Source organism: Marinoscillum sp., from assembly GCF_965229915.1.
Classification (GTDB): Bacteria; Bacteroidota; Bacteroidia; order Cytophagales; family Cyclobacteriaceae; genus Marinoscillum.
Genome location: NZ_CBDDJZ010000001.1, coordinates 3,293,531 through 3,315,804, shown reverse-complemented (window position 1 = coordinate 3,315,804; position 22,274 = coordinate 3,293,531). Strand labels below are relative to the sequence as shown.

Here is a 22,274-nt window from a genome sequence, read left to right as displayed (position 1 = left end):
TTACCCGTTAGATTGCATCATAGTTTGTAGGAAGCGACGCGAGTATTACCCGATTTTAAATACAGTTTACCGTCCCAATGATCGATCACAAATGTTGGCGTACGATCCTCTGTCACAATGGTGCTCTTCTCTTTTCCATCACTCAAGCCAACTTTCACAAAACCTATGGCCTTATCTTTTTTAGTCAGAATCAATTTGTAATCTTGAGTACCTACATCAGTTCCAAATCGTAGATTGACCAGCGCACCAAAACCTCCTGAAAGATCGGCTGTAAAGCTAGAGATCGCTGCCTGTTGCTGTGCTTTTTTGGTGTATGCTTCATTCTGCTGAAGTGCTCCAGACAGCCCATAAGCAGCTGAGGACATGCCATAAGCCATAGAGCCAACAGCAGTAGCTACTCCTAGTGATCCTAATGCCAGCTTAGCTGCAAAGCTCTGCTCGGGCTCTGGATAGAACTTGTGATACACTTCTTGCCCATTCGGATCGATCAGCATTACATTCTGATTGCCGGTAATCACATATCCTTCATCTATGATTTGCAGCCCAGAGGGCACTTCCCCATTAAAACCAAAACCAGAAGCAATCTCAGACCAATCACGTGCATTCAGATCTACATTGATGAGCTTCCCTCCAATGTACACCACGTAACTATTATCCGATTTTTGAATGAAATCAACCGGATAGTTGGAGGACAGATACTTGTCCTTTTCCCAGAGCTGTTGGCCATCTTCTTTATCGAGGATATTGGCCTCTCCTGTAGAGATATAGAAAAAGGCATCACCAAGATCTTCCAGCACCATTAACTCTCCATTGATGATACTTTTCTTCTTCCAAAGTTGATCCCCCTCATCATTTACGAAATAGGCATAGGTCCTTCCCGCACCATCAGGACTAAAGTAGATCATTCCTTCTTCAGACTCGAAGATGCCACCGATGGCATCCCCACCAGTACCTAGTTTCTCTTTTTTCCAGAGTGGATCAGGGCTGTCATAGCTATACTGATTGGCACTAAGGGTGTGCAGTAAAAAGAAATCTTCAAGACCCAAAGCCACGCCACTGTATTTAGAGCGAGCATATTCGATCGGCTTTTTCCATTCCTGACCTCCCGTACCCAGGTTTAGGCAATCGATGATGAACTTACCCGTTCCGCCACTGATTGTTAATGACGACTCGGAATTGGTATTGCGAAAGCGATCGGAAGGTGCTCCACTCACGGCAAACACTTTGGTTCCTTCAGGATCAGCAAATACATCGATGAAATCCTTTTTTGTCTCAAACGTCCAGAGGATTTCACCGCTAGTGGCATTGATACTGTACAAGTAGGATCCATTGGCGAATACTATATTCTTATTTACATCCAAAAAAGGCTCGGGTTGGACCAAATTTGATTTGGATTTCTCCACAGATGTTACCCACTTCTGTGTGCCATCCACATAATTGTACAAGGCAATCCCATCACCATTGGCATCCTTAAAAGCGACCAGTAGCCCTTCAATTTCAGGAAGTATTTGTCTGTTGACTATTTTTTCAAATCCCTCTTTTGAAGAATCAAAAATGACTTCTCCTGTCAAACCATTGATCACCACTGTTTTAGCATCAGATCCCTTATCGGCGATAAGTACCAAGGGAGTACCCTCAATACTGTTATAAAAATCTTCATTGATATTCGTCAGGGAGGCATTTTCCCATATTTTCGAACCATCTCTTGGGTCTATACCATACATGCCATTATCACATGCAGCAATCAACACTCCCCAGTCATTAACCTGTAACCACTTGACTTTGCTAGGTAAGTTGACATCCCAGTCAGGCGTTTGCACCTGAGCAAAAGATGAAAAGTGAACAAGACCGCATAAAAGAATTGTGGTTAGGTTTTTCATAGTAATTAGATTCTAAAACTGTAATTCAAAGTGGCTCGAAATTCCTGAATGGTGTTGCCATCCTCGCCTTTCGATACTTTGTAGATGTAAAAAGTATTTAATGAGATATTGTGACGCTTGCCAGGCTGATAACTAGCTGACCAACGGAGGTTGTTGATATTGCTTTCCAGTGATCCATTCAAGTGGCTATTTAAAAAGCTCAAGGACAAGTTGCTTCGAACTTTGTTTTGGAAAAAAGGTCTGGATGCTCCAATTACCGGTCCGTAAGTCATGTTGGTAAATCCGCTGGACTCAGACTGATTGAAAGACATGGATGTGTTGAACTGGATTTGCTTGCCAACCGAAAAGGAGTAACCAGCATTGGCACTTTGGAAATTGGACGCATTGCCCTGATTATCACTGGCATCCTGAAAATTTGTGGTAAGGAAAAGTGCCTTTCGACTCTTTTTACTCAGCTGATAGTTAACAGAAACCATGGCTGATTTTGTCACCTGAAAAAACTCCAAAGTATCTGACAGGATATCTGTTCGGATCAGCACCTGGCGTGTACTCGTACTGAAGTTGGAAAAATTCAATCCAATGTTCAATTGTTCGGTGGCTGAAATATTTGCCGAACTGCTGAAGATAAAACGCTGGACTCTTGCCGCATTTTGGTTCTCCAGATTGTTGTGCTGTAACCCTCCGCTAAGATTCAGATTTAACTTATTTCTAAACAAGGGCAATGAAACCCCCAGGGTAATGTCTTCCATATCGTTGTTCAGGAATGACGACCCGTGAGTAGTATATCCGGGATCTACTCGTCGATAGCGTAGATTGGCTTGAAACTGCATGCCCGAATAGACCAAATCTGTTTTGAAAGCATTGGTGAAAACCGATGAAGCGTTGGGTGTATAGAGTCCCGCAAGGTTGTTGATAAAAGAATAATCGTTGATAAATAGCTCCGGTATCCGAGTGTCTCTGGTGAAAAGGCTATAAGCATACTCCCCTTCAATCTTGAATCGGTCAAACAGTTTGAATCCGGCTTCAACACCCAGCACCAGGTTCTCCTCGGGAGTAGGTGTGGTTTCTGTTGACAGAGAGTCAGACAAGGTGATGGAATTGATATCATCGGCGGCTTTGAAGAACATCACGGCGGCATTGTGCTCCCGGGTCTCAAACCCTACTTTTGCACCAAATCCAATTCTGCGATATGTTGGTTGTGCAAAGACCTGTCCTTGTTGAGAAAATTTTTCCACCGGCTTAGCGAAGCGCCCATACATGGCACTCACCCTTAGTGGATGATGGTCGGGTTTATATTCCAGTCCCACTCCAAAAAACAGATTACCGGCCAACGTGTAGTCTGAAAAGGTTATGGACCGATGACCAAGGTGCAGCGTGAGGCCTTTGTAAGTAGGGCTGATCCCAAATCGGTTGAAAGGCTGGGGTTGAGAAAAGTTTTTATTCTGCTGGGAGATTGTCAACGAAAACGGAGCATTAATAATATCCAGAAATGAAAGGTTTAGGTTGGCATTCAACTGCCAGAAATAGGGATCTCTCTGGCTAGGCGTCCCAACAGAGTGGTAAAAAGTATTAGTTACTGAAATACCACCACTGTATTTGAAGAGATCCTCCTTCTGAATACTCTCAATATCCTGGGCATGAAGCGATACACTTGCTACCCATACAAACAGGCAAGAGGCTAAGAGGCGATATCGTAAGATAATACCGCTCATTCTTCCTTCTTATAAATCCAGGGTTGCTCTATGATGTAAGGCATTGCGGGTCCGGATTTAATCTTATCCAATTGCTTCAGGGCTTCACTGACAGAGTCCGTATCATGAGAGTAAATGAAATACCACGTTTTTCCAGCATTTTGGATTACACGGGTGTCCAGGTCTGCTTCTCTTTTGAGAATTCTCTGAAACGCCTTTGCATTATCAAATTCTCTCAATGCTCCTACTACCACATAAAAACTACTAGCCTTTGAAGTGGTATCTGCAGCACTGGCTTCCAGTTTTTGTATAGCCTGATTCAACTCTTTTTGGTAACTCTCCACTACTTCTCGGAGGCGATCGAGCTCCTGGTTTTGAGTTTCAATTTGTCGCTCTGTCCGGTTTAGCTTGCCACTGACGTGCTCGTTGTGCTGGACGAGTGCATCGATTTTCTCCTGATGGGCCGTATTTTCGATGAGCTCACGCCCTTCTGCAGTCGTAATGGTTTTGGACTGATGAGGTCGATGAATTTTGATACCCAATACGAATTCATGGGTAGAACTGCCGATAATATTCAGATCAGATGTTGGAAACTCATAGGCATAACTGACAACATACTGGTCATCCAGTTTGAATCCGAATGAAGCACCTCCACCAATATCATGTCTATAGATAAGATTGGCCCAGACAAAATCCCGATAGGTCACCTGAACGTATCCATCAAATTGAGAACGCAAGCCCTGAACTGTCCTAACAAATAGCTGAGGCTTGATGGTGACCTTGTCATTAATTTCAAATAAATATTCTGCAGCAGTGTAAAAGTGACGAACCAGCGTATAATTCAAAGACCTGAAAGCTGCTTGTTCGTCGTGCTTGAATGTGTTTTGAAAGAGTTGTTCACCAGAAAAACCAATTCTTAAATTTTTGACATTATATGAAACCCCGACGCTACCCTCAAAAATAGTCTTGGAGTCCACATTCTGAAGCAAGTTTGGATCAGAAACGTCCTCCGCTCTAATTCGATCAAAGAATACTCTGTTGCGTAAGGCCTGAAAACTCAGCCCGAACCGGAGGCTCTGTGTGGAGGTAATTCCAGCTTCATAGGAACCTGTAATGGCTCCACCAGTCCTACCCAAGATATTGGTCACATCATTCATAAATGTAACTCCTAAGCCTACCGGATGATTTTTCAGGTTGCCATCCAGAGTAAAAACCTGTGTTTCTGGAGCACCATCTACTCCAGCCCATTGTCGTCGATATAGGAAATAGGCCGAAGACTGATCTCCATAACCGGCCATAGCTGGGTTGTAGAGGTAGGGGTTGAGATAATAGTGAGCATACAAAGATGTCTGCTGAGCTCTTAGTGAGACGGTCACTGTAATGAAAAGTACAATCAAAGTCCCTCTAATAATTGATGCAATATGTTTCTTTTGTCCACTCATGCTATCTGTTTCTTATGATGGTCAAAGCTCCATTGTATTTTTGATCCGACTCGGAGAATGTGATGACGTAGAAATAAGTACCATCAGGCAGTATATCATTTCCGTAGGTTCCACTCCAATCATTTTGATAGGCTTTTGACTGGTATACCAGAGCGCCATATCGGTCATATACTCTGACATTTACATCTCCGAAGGTTTCCACATTCTGAATGACCCAGGTATCATTCTGACCATTGTCATCTGGTGTGAATACATTATTTGCGACCAATCTGAAGTCCTCCATCACATTTACAAACACCGTATCTTTGTTTCGGCAACCAAATTCGTTGGTAACGGTCACTTCGTAATTCGTAGACGATAGCGGTGTAGCAATTGGGTTGCTGACATTTGAGTTATTCAATCCATCTAGAGGAAACCAGCTATACCTCACACCACCTTCGGCCTGCAGTTGCACGGAATACCCCTTACTCACAGAAGTATCTTGACCAGCACTGACTTCAGGGATTGGGTACATTTCTACCTCGCGGGTAATGACATCAGCACAATTATTGCCAGATGTGGCAGTGAGCGTGACCTCATAGATGCCAGGCTCTTGATATAGGTGAGATGGGTTTCTGGATGTAGCCGTATTGCCATCTCCAAAATCCCATAAATAGGTCATGGTACCTGAGGCTATTTCTGATTGGTTTTCTGGCTGAATCGCAAAGCCAAAGCACACATTCTCAACAGAGAAATTCGCAATTGGGAAGTCATGGACAACCACTTCTTTTGCTGTGTCAGCTTTGCAGTTTTGATCTGAGGTAAGTCTGAGAGTTACCTCATAAGTGCCTGGGTTCAGGTACTGTTTTTGAGGGTTAGCTAAAATCGAATTGGTTTGATCCCCAAAATCCCACAGGTATTCTGATATGGTCCCCGTGTTGATTGCGCTTTCGTCTTGAAAATAAGTCAATGCACCATCACAAACAGATTCTGCCATGAAATCCGGTTCAGGCAAAGGATGCACTGTTACATTCTTCGATTCTTCTACAACACATCCATAATTTGAACTTGCCGTGAGTGATACGAGATAAGTACCATCATTTTGATACGAATGGGATGGTTCCATTACTGTCGAAGCATTACCATCACCAAATGACCATTCATAGGTCATAGAGCCAGAAGTTATGGTGCTGTAGTTGGAATAGTTAACCGTTTCCTCTAAACAAACATCCCTCATCTCAAAGCTAACTACAGGCATTGGAGACACCCGAATCACCTGACGTTTGAAGCTGTTACATCCATTAGGATTCTCAATAGATAGTTCTACCTGATACAAGCCAGGGCCTTCGTATGAGTGTGTTGGGCTTTGCTCAGTGGAACTCGTTCCATCACCAAATGCCCAGGTATAGCTTAGCTCCGATCCCGTAGAAGTATTGGTAAAAGCTGCCACTTCATTAAGGCAAATATTTTCGAATGTAAAATCTGCCGTAGGCTGTTCAAATACCTGTACAGTGACTGTGGTGTCTGTATCACAACCTTTAGCACTTGTAGCAACCAAATTGACATTATAAGTACCCGCGGCATCATATTGGTGGGTAGGGTTGATAGCAATAGCAGTGTTTCCATCTCCAAAATCCCAAGTGTAGGTAATTGATCCGTCGACAATGGAGGAATTATTGGCAAAACTTGTGGACTCTCCCAAACAAACGTCAGTTCCACTGAATGATGTATTTGGAAGAGGATATATCTCTATTTGCCTGGTTACTTCATTGGTACACCCCTTGTTCGTTTCTACTTCCAGTGTTACATCGAATGAGCCATAATCATCATATACATAAGAAAAATCAGCATCTGACTGAGTATTACCATCGCCCATGTCCCAGCTGTAGGTGGTAATACTTCCCAAAGCCACTGTGGACAAGTCAGAAAAGTCCATGCCCTCCTCAAGGCAAACATTGTCTTGGCTGAAGTCAGCAGCTGGATTTGGATTCACTGTCACATCTCTTGTTAGCGAATCAATGCAGCCTTTGGTGGATTCCACAATTAATTTGACAGCATAGGTACCATAAGAATCATAAATATGTGTGGGATTAGCCAAGGTCGATGACTCTCCATCTGCAAAATTCCACTCAAAGCCATCGACAGAACCAGAAGTGACCGAAGATGTATTGACAAAATTTGTTCGAGCTGTTTCACATACTTCAGCAGCAGTAAATGCAACATTTGGCAGAGAATAGACTGTGACCAAGTGTGCCTGGGTGGTCTCTAGAGTACACTCGCCATTTTTGACCTGAACCCGATAGTATCTTGATGACGTAAGGTTATTAAATGATTGTTGGGCAGTGGTATTGGAAATATCCGTCCATGTGGATTGATCTACAGACTGTTGCCATTTTACAATTGCACCATTGTAGTCCACAAGGGTTAATGTGCCAGAATTAAGATCTGAGCACACTTCTTCAATCCCAGTGATGCTTCCAGCTTCGGTGGGTGTATCAATAGTGATTTCAACCACATTGCTGATCTGTTCATCACAAACTCCACTTTTTACAACTACACGATACCAGGTCGACTGGTCTAGATTGTCGTAATCTAAAGTAGAAGTAGTATTATTGATTGGGGTCCAAGGCTGTTCTCCAGTCAAGGAATACTCCCATCGCTGGATATTACCGACATGACCAGTTAAACTAATTTGACCATTATTGTCCCCCTGGCACTGGGTGCTATTTCCAGATAATATCCCGGCATCCGTTTCTGGTATCACAGTGACGGTAGCTACGCTCGAATAATCTGAGCCACAAACACCATTTTGCACTTCTGCACGGTAGTAAGTAGTAGCCGTTAGGTTCGTAGCAGTATAGGTAGTATTGGTTACTCCTACACTGGTCCAGGGGCCACTCGCACTACTTGACTGCTCCCAGTCCAGGATAGTACCAGTATAGCCAGTCACCTCCAACTCCGTAGAATTGGTGCCGCTGCAGACTTCTGCACTTCCAGTTATTTCTCCGCCTTCACTCAATTCGTCGATTTGGATTCGTGAACTGGCAGAGGCTTCCTCATCACAAACTCCACTTTTTACAACCGCTCGAAACCAGGTCGTCTCTTGAAGATCGCTGTAAGTCAACGTCGTGCTGGTCTCATCAATGCTAATCCACTGATCTGTCCCAGTTAGTGATCGCTCCCAACGTATCACATCGCCGGTATGTCCTGAAAGGGTCAAGGTGTAGGCCGCATTGTCATCTGCACAGCGGGTAGTGGCTCCTGATACACTGCCGCCTACCGTTTCTGGTATCACAGTGACGGTAGCTATGCTCGAATAATCTGAGCCACAAACACCATTTTGCACTTCTGCACGGTAGTAGGTAGTAGCCGTTAGGTTCGTAGCGGTATAGGTAGTATTGGTTACTCCTACACTGGTCCAGGGGCCACTCGCACTGCTTGACTGCTCCCAGTCCAGGATAGTACCAGTATAGCCAGTCACCTCCAACTCCGTAGAATTGGTGCCTCTGCAGACTTCTGCACTTCCGGTTATTTCTCCGCCTTCACTCAATTCGTCGATTTGGATTCGTGAACTGGCAGAGGGTTCCTCATCACAAACTCCACTTTTTACAACCGCTCGAAACCAGGTCGTCTCCTGTAGATCGCTGTAAGTCAACGTCGTGCTGGTCTCATCAATGCTAATCCACTGATCTGTCCCAGTTAGTGATCGCTCCCAACGTATCACATCGCCGGTATGTCCTGAAAGGGTCAAGGTGTAGGCCGCATTGTCATCTGCACAGCGGGTCGTAGCCCCTGATACACTACCACCTACCGTTTCTGGTATCACAGTGACGGTAGCTATGCTCGAATAATCTGAGCCACAAACACCATTTTGCACTTCTGCACGGTAGTAAGTAGTAGCCGTTAGGTTCGTAGCAGTATAGGTAGTATTGGTTACTCCTACACTGGTCCAGGGGCCACTCGCACTACTTGACTGCTCCCAGTCCAGGATAGTACCAGTATAGCCAGTCACCTCCAACTCCGTAGAATTGGTGCCGCTGCAGACTTCTGCACTTCCAGTTATTTCTCCGCCTTCACTCAATTCGTCGATTTGGATTCGTGAACTGGCAGAGGCTTCCTCATCACAAACTCCACTTTTTACAACCGCTCGAAACCAGGTCGTCTCTTGAAGATCGCTGTAAGTCAACGTCGTGCTGGTCTCATCAATGCTAATCCACTGATCTGTCCCAGTTAGTGATCGCTCCCAACGTATCACATCGCCGGTATGTCCTGAAAGGGTCAAGGTGTAGGCCGCATTGTCATCTGCACAGCGGGTAGTGGCTCCTGATACACTGCCGCCTACCGTTTCTGGTATCACAGTGACGGTAGCTATGCTCGAATAATCTGAGCCACAAACACCATTTTGCACTTCTGCACGGTAGTAGGTAGTAGCCGTTAGGTTCGTAGCGGTATAGGTAGTATTGGTTACTCCTACACTGGTCCAGGGGCCACTCGCACTGCTTGACTGCTCCCAGTCCAGGATAGTACCAGTATAGCCAGTCACCTCCAACTCCGTAGAATTGGTGCCGCTGCAGACTTCTGCACTTCCGGTTATTTCTCCGCCTTCACTCAATTCGTCGATTTGGATTCGTGAACTGGCAGAGGGTTCCTCATCACAAACTCCACTTTTTACAACCGCTCGAAACCAGGTCGTCTCCTGTAGATCGCTGTAAGTCAACGTCGTGCTGGTCTCATCAATGCTAATCCACTGATCTGTCCCAGTTAGTGATCGCTCCCAACGTATCACATCGCCGGTATGTCCTGAAAGGGTCAAGGTGTAAGCCGCATTGTCATCTGCACAGCGGGTAGTGGCTCCTGATACACTGCCGCCTGCACTGACTGGGAAAACTCTGATTTGTTTGGAATAAGAATCTGTACAGTTGAAATCAGACTGAACTGTCAGCTGCACCGTATACAATCCTGCGGAAAGAAAGGTATGACTTGGATTGGTCGCAGTAGAATTATTGCCATCGCCAAAATTCCAAGCATGAGATAAACTTCCAGAAGTAACTGTCGCATTGGAGGTAAAAGAAACGGCATCTCCAAGACACACTTCAGCAACTGATTCAAAAGTTGATTCTGGCAATGGATACACATTGATCTCCTTGCTAATGACCTCTATACAGCCATTATTTGAAGTAGCCGTCAGCTGTACTGTGTAACTACCTGGATTGGAGAAAGAGTGAGTTGGGCTAGTCGCTGTTGATGTGTTACCATCTCCAAAGCTCCAGTCATAAGTCATGGTTCCAGCAGTAATAGAACTCGTATTCGTGAACGTGGCTGTCCCATCCAGACAAATATCTGAGAAGGTGAAATTGACTGATGGTTTCGCATATACATTCACCGTCTTAGTGACGACATCTTCACACGATCCATCTTCAGAAGTGACTGTTAGGGCTACATCGTAAGCTCCAACAGTGCTAAAAGTGTGCTGAGGGTTGATCTCAGTGGACGTTGACAAATCATCAAAATCCCAGCTGTAGGTAAGGTTACCTGATTCGATAGCACTGTTATTGGTAAACGAAATAGCTTCACCCAGGCATACGTCTCCGGAAAAGGTAAAATCAGCAGTCGGTTCCGGGTAAATGGTAATTTGTCGTGAGGCTGTTTCGGTACATGAATTGTTCGAAGAAGTAGTCAATGTAACAGTATACGTTCCTGGGGTGGAGTAAGTGTAACTTGGATTATTAGCTGTTGAACTACCTCCGTCCCCAAAAGTCCAGCTAGAGGAATAGGTCCCCGAGGAAATGGAACTGGTGTTACTAAATGATTGAGTAACTCCTACACACCTATCAGTGGTCGTAATGTTGAATGCTGTGGAAGCCTTTGGGTAAATGGTAACGGAATTAGTCACCTCAGCACGATCACCATTGTCATCTATGACCGTCAAGGTGACATTTTTCGTCCCGGGGGTAGTAAATGTATGTACTGGATTGCGCACAGAAGAACCTTCGCCATCTCCAAAATCCCATGAGTAACTAGCAAGTGGTGATCCATTTGCACTGGATGTATTGCTAAATGAAACTACCTCTCCAACGCATGTTGGTGTGGTTGAAAAAGAAACATTGGGCTGTGCAATCACAGTAGTCGTCAGCATAATTAGCAATGCAGAAAACAAAAAGACTCCAACCCGATTTACCAATTGCTTCATTAGTTTTTCAAAATCATTTTTTCTCTAAATACCAAACCATCATGTTCAAGTTGAACAATGTATAATCCGGCAATACGCTTTGTCGGAATTATCCGAAACTCATTTCCTATCGATCGTTCTGTTTGGAATGGCACTTCTATCCCATTAGAGTCCCATATTCTGAGTGAATACTCACTTTTACTGCCATTGATAAAGAAGTGATCTTTTGCAGGTACCGGGTATATTCTTGGTTGCTTTGTGAGCCTGGTACCTAGCACCGGTCTTTCATGCACCAGGTCACTTTTCTGTGACAGCAAAACCGATCGCATGTAGCTTACCTGACCTGCGGTAAAGAATGTCATGCAAGCGTCTGGTGCGAGGTTCATAAAATTTTGTGTGGCTGCCAATGTCCCACAAGAATTCCATTCAAGGTCGCACTGGTAAATCGGACCATCTTGCTCCGGTGTATCCGAAATACCATCTCCATCTGCACAGACCTCAACTCCCCAGGGATGGGCTAATCCAAGAAAATGGCCAATTTCATGAGTTAATGTTCTGCCGCCATCATATGGGGATTGAGCAGTCCCTACCGTACCGAAGTATTGGTAATCGATGACTATTCCAGACTCACCGATAGTGTAGTCAGGATAGGATTGGCTGTACCCATATACTTCACCACCCAAATCAGTCACCCAAATATTCAGGTGACTTTCCGGCTCTATAGCATCACTTCCACCTAGTTCGCTATAATGAATGTCTTGATTGACAAATGCGGAATGACCTGTAGATACACGGATGACCCCTATTTCATCTAAGTCCAACCCTATGGGACTACTCAGATAAAACGCAATATCTGCTTTCGTCTTTATCTCAGAAAACTCATCCACTGTCGAGCCATAGTTGGCATTCTGTGCATTGAAATCATCGTTGATAACCTTAATCTGGCTCTTGATTTGATCTGATGAAATGTTTTGCTCGTCATTTTGATAGACAACATGAACGACAATCGGAATGTATAACTTTTCATCGTTCGCTACCTGGAGACGCTCGATTGGTTGATTACGGAACGATTTATTGGCACATATTTTTGCCTGAGCGTTTGCTACAAGAATACCATGTATAGCCATGATGGAAAGGGCGATATGTAACTTGCGATCCATCATTTCATTTTGACAAACCTGAGTTTTTTAATACTGGAACCCGCCTGCATCAACACGATGTAGGTTCCCGATGGCAAAGTGGAAATATCCAGTTGGTAAGAACCAAGTTCTTCATCGAATTGGTGATGGGCCACCTTCATACCGCTGAAATCATAGACCTGCAGGTTAACTGTGGCAGTGGTTGTTAAATCAAAATCTATGGTAACGTATTCTGAAGCGGGGTTAGGATAAATGCTTAGTTTCTCAAAATCAATGAATTGGATTTTCTCATCGCCTAAATCTGCCGTTCGACCCTCTCTAACCTCTATCTGCTTGGTAAGAATATGCTCACAGATACCATTGCTTACAGTGAGTCGAACATCATAAGTACCCGGCTGAATGTAACGATAAGTTGGATTGAACACTTTGTCGTTCGTTCTGCCATCTCCAAATTCCCAAAAGAACCACTCTGGAGCTGGTTCTGTCAATTGAACAAAATTGACTCGCTCACCCACACTAACCTGACTCGGCATCAAAAAGCTTCCTTCAATACTCTGTGTGGTGGTTGTGATATTGATGGCATCAGTGTGGCTACATCCGAACTCGTCTGTGACAGTCACCCAATAAAGTCCAGGTTCCACTGCATCAATAAATTGTTCTGTACCAGTTATTCCTGCATCAGAACCCCACTCATAGGTCAGTCCATCACCAGTAACTCCTGCATCTATCGTAAATTCTGAACCTTCACAGACGATGCGCTCATCCTCCAGGTCTAATCCTAGAGGCTCCCGTATAGTCACTTCTATCTCATCAGTACGTGTACATCCATATTCATTGGTCACGATTAACTGATAAACACCAGAAACTCCAACATCCAGATATCTTCCTCCAGCTATCCCGTTCCATTCATACGATTCGTACGCACCTGCATCTAATGTGACTTCCTCATCGTAGCACAACTCAATGTCTGTACCAAGATCAGGTGGAGTCATTTTAATGATTTCGACGAAGGCAGAGTCTCTAAATGAGCAGCCATTTCTTGTGGTAATTTCTACCCAATAGGTACCTGATTCTGTAATCTCCAGATAAGGCCTGATATCGCCATTGGACCATCTGATTGCGCTACCAGGACTAGATACTTCTAAAGTCAGCTGGTCACAACCCAAATAGCTTTCATCCAAAAGGGATTCAGGTAACTCGTCAAATGTGACCTCAATCTCATCGGAATAGGTACAACCTTCTGCTGTGTATAAAGTGGCACCATAAGTGCCTGAAGCATAGACTTCCAGGTCAGAATCCGTTGATCCATCAGTCCAAAGATAAGACGTTACTACCTCGGTACTGGAGGCTGTCAGCACCAACGTATCACCCTCACACAACTGAGCATCAGCTCCCAGATCAAACTCTGGCAACGGATTGACAATTACATCAATGGTGTCATAACTGATACAAAGATCGGTGCTGATGGTCTGTACCCAGTAAGTACCTGTTTGTGATACATTAATTGAAGCCGTATTCTCACCTGTTGACCATTGATAGGAATCAGCAGCAGCTCCAGCTTCTAATACGAGGTTACCACATACTTCATCATCCGCACCCAAATCAGGCGTTTCATACTCATACAGCTCGACGAAAACTGTGTCCGAGGCAGTACACCCGTTTGAACCTGTTACCTCCACAGCATAAGTTCCACTTCGGGTTACTTCAAAGGTCTGTTGTGAGCTGTTGTCAGACCATCTAAAGGTGCTTCCCGTATTACCAGCATTAAGAACAATTGAGGAATTACAACTTGACAATGAATCCCCAATTGAAACAACCGGAGCAGCACCAACTATCAATGTTTTGGAGATGAATTCTGAGCAAGAGTTATCATTTGACACCTCCAGCCTTACCACATAGGTTCCTGCCTCTGAGTATTGATGGCTTGGCGTTTGCTCCGTCGATGTTTGACCATCTCCAAAGTACCAGTCATAGCTCAGTTCGTCATCGCCGGTGTATACAGTACCGTTGGTAAACTGAACCTGTGCATTTTGACAAACATTATTGAATGCGAAATTAGGCTGAATCCTTGGCGAGACCACTATGGATTTTACAACGCTAGCAGAACAACCAGCACTAGTAGTGACTGTGAGTGTGACTTCATAATTACCGGATGACGCGAATACCTTATTCGGTGAAGCAACAACTGATTGAGTCCCATCTCCAAAACTCCACAGGTAGGATTGAGGAGTCGATGTTCCGGTGTACTCTAAACTGGTAGCAGTTCCAGCACAGCCTTCAGAAAAGCTGAAATCAATAGACAACTCTTCTAGTACCGTGATGGAAATAGTATCACTAACACTACATCCACCATAGCTCACTTCCACCCCATAATCACCAGACTGATCCACCTCTATGGTTTGAGTTGTCGCTCCGGTTGACCATAAGTAGTTTGCTCCTATGTTTTCAGCGTCTAAAGTGATTGTTTCATCCGTACAGATCGTTTGGTCAAACCCTAATTCGAGAGAAGGTGTAGGAGTGATGGTCACTTCAGTACTATCTATTAGAGCACAACCATCGGCATTGGTAATTTGAACCCAGTAAGTACCAGAGTTGGTCACTTCGATAGATGAGGACAATGCCCCTGTAGACCAAACGTAAGTACTACCACTGTTTTGAGCATCAAGAATTTGACTTTCACATGTGGTGTAGGCATCATTTAGTGGGCTTGCAGGTAAGTCCTTGACCTCTACTTCCAGGCTATCAGTGAATTCACAACCTTCAATGGTGGTAAGTGTAACGGAATATGTACCAGTTTCAAATACCTCCAAAGAAGAAGCACTGGAACCATTGTTCCAATCATAGCTTGCAACAGATTCGGATGTTGCAGGAGCTAATGAAATGGTATCTCCCGCACAGATCTCCAGATTGCTCCCCAAATCGAATGCAGGCTCTGAATTGATTACTACCTCAATGGTATCAGTACTTTGACATAAGTCTGCACTAATTGTTCTTACCCAATAAGTCCCACTTATAGATGTGGTGATAGCAGAAGTAGTTGCACCAGTTGACCACTCATAGGAGTCTGCGGTGGCTGCAGGGTCAAGTGATACACTGCCACAGGACTCCAGGTCTTCTCCCAGATTTGGTTGATCATATTCGTACAAAATCACCTCAGCAGTATCTGATGCAACACACCCATTAGCGGCAGTTACTTCGACAGCATAGGTCCCACTTGACGTAACTTCCAATATCTGGGAGGTACTAAGGTCTGACCATCGGTAACTGGTAGCTCCACTGCCAGCATCCAGGAATACCGTATTATCACACGAAGCAACATCATTGAGTGTAACTGATGGAGAAGATAGTACTTCTACCGATTGCGTGATGACTGAAGAGCACCCAAATGAATTAGTCACTTGCAAACGAACGGTATACTCACCAGGCGAAGCGTATTGATTTGTAGGGTTTTCCTCTGTACTGGTAGTACCATCTCCAAAATTCCAATCGAAGGTCAAGTCATCTGTACCCAAATAAGTGCTAGCATTCGTAAACTGCAAGTCTGCATTGGCACATGCATTGGTCATGGTAAAATCAGGATCTATTACTGGGGATACTTCTACAACTTTGGTTGTGCTAGCCGAACACCCATCTTCTCCGGTGATTGTCAATGTCACATTGTGAGTGCCACTATTGAAATATTTGGACGGTGAATCTTGTACCGATTGGCTTCCATCATCAAACTCCCACAAGTAGCTAATATTCGTTTCACTTCCTGTATACTCAAATAGTGTAGCACTACCAGAGCATGATCCGGAGTAATCAAAATCCACTGATAATTCATCAAGTACCACTACAGAAATAGTATCCACCACAGAGCAATTTCCTCTTGTAACCTCCACAGCGTATTCACCCGATTCCGTAATACTTATGGTTTGAGCAGTAGATCCATCAGACCACAGATATTGCGCTCCTGAATTTTGAGCATCAAGAATTAATTCTTCTCCAAAACAAATGGTTTGATCTTCTCCCAACTCCAAAACAGGAGCTGAAGCAACAGTGATGATTACTTCATCCGAAGTGGTGCAACCATTTTGATCCGTGATATCAACGGAGTAGGTTCCAGAAGACGTGACTTCAAGAGTAGCGCTCGTTGCTCCCGTTGACCACACAAACGAAGCTCCAGGAAAAGCTCCAGGATTTAGCACCTCGCTATCACAGATGGTTCTATCTGCACCCAGGTCAACACTAATTGTTGAATTCAAAATAACATCCACCTCCTCTGAGTAAGTGCATCCTGCACCCGTCACTACTTCAATTCCTAAACTCTGATTTGAACTGGCTGTATAAGTCTGACTGGTAGCAAGTGTAGAATTGGTGGAGGCATCATACCATCGATAAGAAGTCATTCCCATACCTGCGTCCAGATCAAGTGATGGCCCACAAGTTGTCAGCACATCAGAATTAAAAATGGTTGGGTTTTCGTACACTTCTATTTGAGTGGTAAAGGTTGCTTCACAAGAATTTTCAAGCATTAGCGACACGTCATATGTCCCCGACTCTTTATAGACATGCGTTGGCTCCTTTTCATTGGAATAGTCTCCGTCACCAAAATTCCAGGTATAGGAAGCATTCCCAACTAAAGTAGAGGCATCAGTAAAAGTGGCTGCCTCACCAAGACAAATGTTACTCGTATTAAAGTCCGGTTGAGGATTATCCTGAATCGTTATTTCCTTGCTGAAGCTATCCGTGCATCCATTTTCAGTTTCTACAGTAAGTGTGATTTCATAGGTTCCTGAGGTGGCAAATAGCTTATCAGGATCAGGCATGGATGACGAACTGCCATCACCAAAATCCCATGAATAATCAATGATGTCATTCTCAGGATCATCAGAAAAAGAAACCTCCTCAAAGTGAACCGTCGAGTTCACACAATAGGAGTTTTCTGCAATAAATCCTGCCACAGGAGTGGAGGCTTCGATAACTTCTACAGTACCCACTGAATTGCAGGATCCTGAAGTAATAGCTAACTGGTAATAGCCAACTTCTGTAATCTCTTGTGAAGCTGAAGTACCTAGATCTGTGTTGGTTGAAAGATTCTTCCATTGGTAGCTATCCGCAACCACATTGCTATTGAGGATGATTGAACCATTTCGGCATAAGGTAACCGTATCTCCAAGATCCACTGCTTCAGCTGCGTCTTGTATGGTTAGATCAATTTGATCCGTATATGACAGTGAAGGGTTACCGGCAATTGCTGTAACAGTGAAAGTAACTTCTACTTCGTATGAGCCTGATTCTGTAACCAAATATTCTGAATCGGCAACATCGATATCTATACCATCCTTGAACCATTTATAACTTACCGTGGCTGACTGCCCTGGATAATTCAGCGGTTCTGCGTCCAATAGATACTCTTCACATGCGGTTAAATCATTTCCAAACTCATTCGGATCAAGAATGTAAACAGGAATAGCTGTCTCGAAAATACAGTTTTGGGGAGCAGGGCTTGCAACCATCACTGAATAAACACCTGAAGTTGTGGCTTCATAAGTTGGGGTTGAAGCCAGTGAGCTCCCCTTACTCCAATCGTAACTGCTACCTACAGGCAGATAGGCAGAAGGGTCATCAGAAGGGTCAAGTAATGCTGATCCTGTAACTGAAATTTTGTAATCTCCCAGGTCAAAAGATGGTTTCCTATAGACATCTACATTTTGTGTTAGCACTGTTTCGCATCCACGATTAGACTCAGCAGTTAGGCTAACGGAGTATTCTCCATAAGTGGAATAGGTATGATCTGGATTCACCTGACTAGAAGAGGTTCCATCTCCGAAATCCCACAAATAGCTAATATTGGAACCTGATGAAATCGTACTGTTATTCACAAAAGAAACTTCTTCACCATCGCAGACATTGCTAAAGCTAAAATCAACATCCACTAAAGGATTGATGGTGAGTGTTCTTTCCTGGATATACACACAGGAGGACACTGTTGTCATCTCAAGAACTATGGTGTAGGTACCCGATGCACTATAGGTATGCGAAGGGTCAGACAACGTGCTGGTACTTCCATCCCCAAAGTCCCAGGAATAGCTTATGGGATCTCCATTTGGATCTATTGTATTGTTATCGAAAAACACCTCCTGTTGACTACAGGCTGCCGTGATGACTTCATCCACATCATTTTTCAACTGAAAATTGCCTTGAGGACGAGGACTAATTGTCACTACCTGACTACTTGAAGCTGAACATCCGTTACCAGAAGTAGCCGTTAAAGTGATGGTATAGTCTCCTGGGCTGGTGTACGTCTGAGAGGGAGTGACATCAGTAGCGTTTTTTCCATCCCCAAAATCCCAGTAATAGGTAAGGCCAGAAGCATCAGCCAGGGTGGTATTATTGATCAGCGCTATTTCTTGCCCCTGACAGGTACTGGTTACTGAAAAACTCACAAATGGAAGGGGATTTACAGTAACCACCTCGCTGTAAGAATCAGAACAACCTTCTGAAGAGGCAACGGTTAATGAAATCGTGTAGGTCCCAGAGCTTGAATAGCTTTTCGATGGGTTTTGAAGTGTTGAAGAAGTACCGTCTCCAAACGACCAATCAAAACTCTCAATGGCATCACCAGGTGCGGATTGCACAATGGAACTTAAGTTAACCGGCTCGCCAACACAAATCTCATTGCTGGAAACTTGAAAGCCAGCCTCCGGTTTAGGAACTGTTGTAACCTTTACTGTCGCATCCGCAGTACAGGTAGACTGATAAACGACCAGTTTGTAGGTATCAGCATCTGATGCGTCATAAAAAGAAGCTGTACTTACCGTATCTCCTGCAGAATTGGTCCAGAATGCACTATCAACAGAGATGTTGCTTTCTAACCTGACCGACTCGGATTCACAAATAACCTGATCATCACCCAAATCCAATACTAATGGCTGATCCACCACCACATCGATTGTATGACTATACGAGTCACTTGCTCCACCGTAAGCATAAGTAACCACTACTGTGAACTCTCCACTGACAGTTGGCGTTATCTCTGCTGATGTGGCATAAGGGATGCCATCCTTTGTCCATGAATAAGTTAGCGTACCATATTCCGGGTAGTCGTCCGGTGTAGCATCAATCGACAGTGACCCACAACCCTGCAATTCTGTAGGGATCGTGGAAGGTTCTACGATTAATACCAATAAATTATCCTCCAACTCGCAGGAGCCATCATTTGTAGATACACTTAGTTTGTAATTTCCCGTTTCCGTGGTTGTCAAGACAGGTGTTGTCGATAGTGTCGCACCATTTCGTGCCCAAAGAAAACTTCCTTCACTTGCTTGCGGAAAGTCACCCGGTTGAACTGGATTATAAGTAACCGAGCCATCCACTGAGATCACAAAATCATCTACCTGTATGTCCGGGATTTGATAAAGGTCTACTGTTACCGTGGTATCATCTGAACATCCGTTATCAATGGATACGGAAAGGCTTACTTGATAAGAAGTCACGTCATCAGTGGTCACATAGTAGGGGTTCTGAAGTGTGGAGGACCCGGTCGACCCAAAGGTCCAGTTGTACTGTACATTATCGGTGAAGTCTGGTGCCTGGGCATAAAACCAAACGGTATCCCCGGCACAAACCTGATCATAGGTGAAACTGGCTACCGGATCAGGGAGCACCCTAAATATGGAGTCATTCTCTACAGTATGGACACAACCCTGGTCTGAAGTGACCGTGAGCTCAATGTCATAATTAAGGGCCTCTGAGTAGGCATGAATTTGGTTTGGCTGAGTAGATGTTAATGTATCACCGTCCCCAAAAACCCATGAATAAGAAGTAATTGACCCGGATGAGATTGATACATTACTTTGGAATTCGAGATCCTCATTCAAGCAGGCCAAATTCTCATCAATATTATCTTCACCAAATATATAAAGCTGATCTCCATCGGGTACCGGATGGATGACAATTGATTTGGTTAGGTCGTCAACACACAATTCATCAGAAGTTAATGTCAAGTGCACATCATAAGTGTTTGCAGGTGAATAGCTCAAACTCGGGTTAATTTCTATAGAGGATTCACCATTACCGAAACTCCAGTCATGATCAGTAATCGTACCATTAGGTATAATTGAAAGGTTATCCATGTCAATTACCGTTCCCTCACAGACGCCATCTGTAAGTCCATCAATATCCCCTCCATCTACCTGAAAATTAAAATTCGGATCAGGAAGTGGGTTCACAAAGATGGATATGGTGGTATCGTCTTGACAGGTAGAGTTTGTTTCAGTTGCGAGCAAATAGATATCTCTATTACCCCACTCATAATAAGTGTAAGAAGCATCTGTCGTAAACGCAGAATCATTGACTACTAAAGAATCATTAAAGACCCATATGTAAGATAAATCACCATCAGTCACTCCGTCATACAGAGTTGATGTACTCGCATTAGTTGTACTAATCATTGTCCCCTCACAAACTTCAGCATCCACCGTAAATGAGGCGTGGGGAAGTGTCTGAATAGTCACATTATTCGTAACAGAGTCAACACAACCATAATTATTCGTCACTGTTAAAGTGACATCAAAACCTGAAGCTCTAGTAGAATTGAATTGATGTGAGGGGTTCTCTGAAGTGCTAGTATTAACCGATCCTGAGGCAGCATCATCAAAGTTCCATTGATAGGAGTTTACTGTTATGTTCGACTCAACCAGATCAGTGGTATTCGTAAAATCAACTACATCACCCTTGCAAATTTGATTCTCGTTTGCAACGCTGAAGCTAGGAATCGGCAATGGAATGACATTAATGATATACCTTCGGGTATTTTCACAGCCATCACGTGTTCGTTCATAAAGTATGTATTCATCATTATTATTCGTTAATTCAATATCCGGTATGGACAATTGATTAGACGCACTCGCACCCCAGTCAACGCTAAGTACTGTTCCGGTACCATCCCGCCATTCGGAATAAAAGGCATTAGACGTGAGTGTCAAAGAGCCAGCCTCACAAACGTCTATGGAGTCTTCATTGATCGTTCCTCCCACTACGGATGGTGGATCAGTTGGAATTGTTTCACAAACAGCTCGTCCGAGCGTGAATACATAAGGTGTAGTTGTGTTAACCGGTACATCAACCGCCTTAACCACATTACTTGTTGAGATATCATCTCCAATCTTCACCCATGAATTATCTAAAGAGTCTATTCTGGCATAAATGGCCAGGTTTTCTCCAGAGAGCGCTGCTGGGATTTCACTATCAAAATAATGGAAATTCAATGTGTACAGAGTATCAGAATCTGTAGCATTATTATCATAACTGAACTCAAAATAACGTGCTGAAGTGTTGTCACTTCCAGCTACAGTGAAGGATTGATCTCGGTATCTCCTCCGAATCTTAGTACCTACTAAAGAACCACTTCCTAAATCAAAACCAAGGCCCATATTCTCCCAGTTATTGCTTGTCTCAATCTGAGCAATAGGAAAATCCAATATTCCTTCACCAGTAAAAGTTGTCGATTCAGTTTCACCTAATAGGTGATCTGTACTGTCTTTTTTAAATGAAATAGTTCGCTCGTTCAAATTGATTGAACCCGTGGTTAGATCAATATAGTCATTGACTCTGAGGTTGGTATTTAGAGTGGTTGTGGAAGATCCAGATACTCTTAAATTCGGTAAATACACGGAACCTCCGTTTATCTGAGAGGATGAGTTGAGGTGAACTGTACCCAATGTAACAGCTGAGCTATCGATTACGGCTGTGGTCCCATAATTATTGAAATTCCCCCCGAGCAATAACTCTCCTTGAAGGAAAACCATCAATGTTGAGGCATCTGTGGAATCAACATAGTTGCCTGATACATAAAGCGTTGCATTAGCATCTACTTTAATCTCCGTATTTTTATTATACAGCAGAGTCTGAGCCATTGCCTGGGTAAAAAAGCAGCTTAATATCGCTATGTAAACTACTCTCCTGATCATGCGCTATGTATATAGAATGGA

6 protein-coding genes are annotated in these 22,274 nt (G+C 43.8%); all 6 read right to left on the bottom strand.

Going from position 1 to position 22,274, the window contains the following annotated elements:
• Positions 1-17: 17 nt before the first annotated feature.
• The 6 genes from ACO067_RS14290 to ACO067_RS14265 are packed head-to-tail and all read right to left on the bottom strand — an operon-like array spanning position 18 to position 22,253.
• Positions 18-1,880 (bottom strand): PQQ-binding-like beta-propeller repeat protein, encoded by a 1,863-nt coding sequence (locus ACO067_RS14290; RefSeq protein WP_421875103.1) that lies wholly within the window; start codon positions 1,878-1,880, stop codon positions 18-20.
• Positions 1,881-1,885: 5 nt separating this feature from the next.
• On the bottom strand, positions 1,886-3,592 hold the full coding sequence (locus ACO067_RS14285) for a hypothetical protein (protein WP_421875101.1): 1,707 nt from the start codon (positions 3,590-3,592) through the stop codon (positions 1,886-1,888).
• Positions 3,589-5,013, bottom strand: a complete 1,425-nt coding sequence (locus ACO067_RS14280; RefSeq protein ID WP_421875099.1) for a PorP/SprF family type IX secretion system membrane protein — start codon at positions 5,011-5,013, stop codon at positions 3,589-3,591. The genes ACO067_RS14285 and ACO067_RS14280 overlap by 4 nt, the downstream gene beginning before the upstream one ends.
• Position 5,014: 1 nt before the next feature.
• A complete protein-coding gene (locus ACO067_RS14275; RefSeq protein ID WP_421875097.1) occupies positions 5,015-11,182 on the bottom strand; it encodes a PKD domain-containing protein in 6,168 nt (2,055 codons plus the stop codon).
• Positions 11,182-12,324: a M43 family zinc metalloprotease gene (locus tag ACO067_RS14270; RefSeq protein WP_421875095.1), complete on the bottom strand. Its 1,143-nt coding sequence runs from the start codon at positions 12,322-12,324 to the stop codon at positions 11,182-11,184. The genes ACO067_RS14275 and ACO067_RS14270 overlap by 1 nt, the downstream gene beginning before the upstream one ends.
• Positions 12,321-22,253 (bottom strand): PKD domain-containing protein, encoded by a 9,933-nt coding sequence (locus ACO067_RS14265; protein WP_421875093.1) that lies wholly within the window; start codon positions 22,251-22,253, stop codon positions 12,321-12,323. Before ACO067_RS14265 ends, ACO067_RS14270 begins: the two co-directional genes overlap by 4 nt.
• Positions 22,254-22,274: the final 21 nt, after the last annotated feature.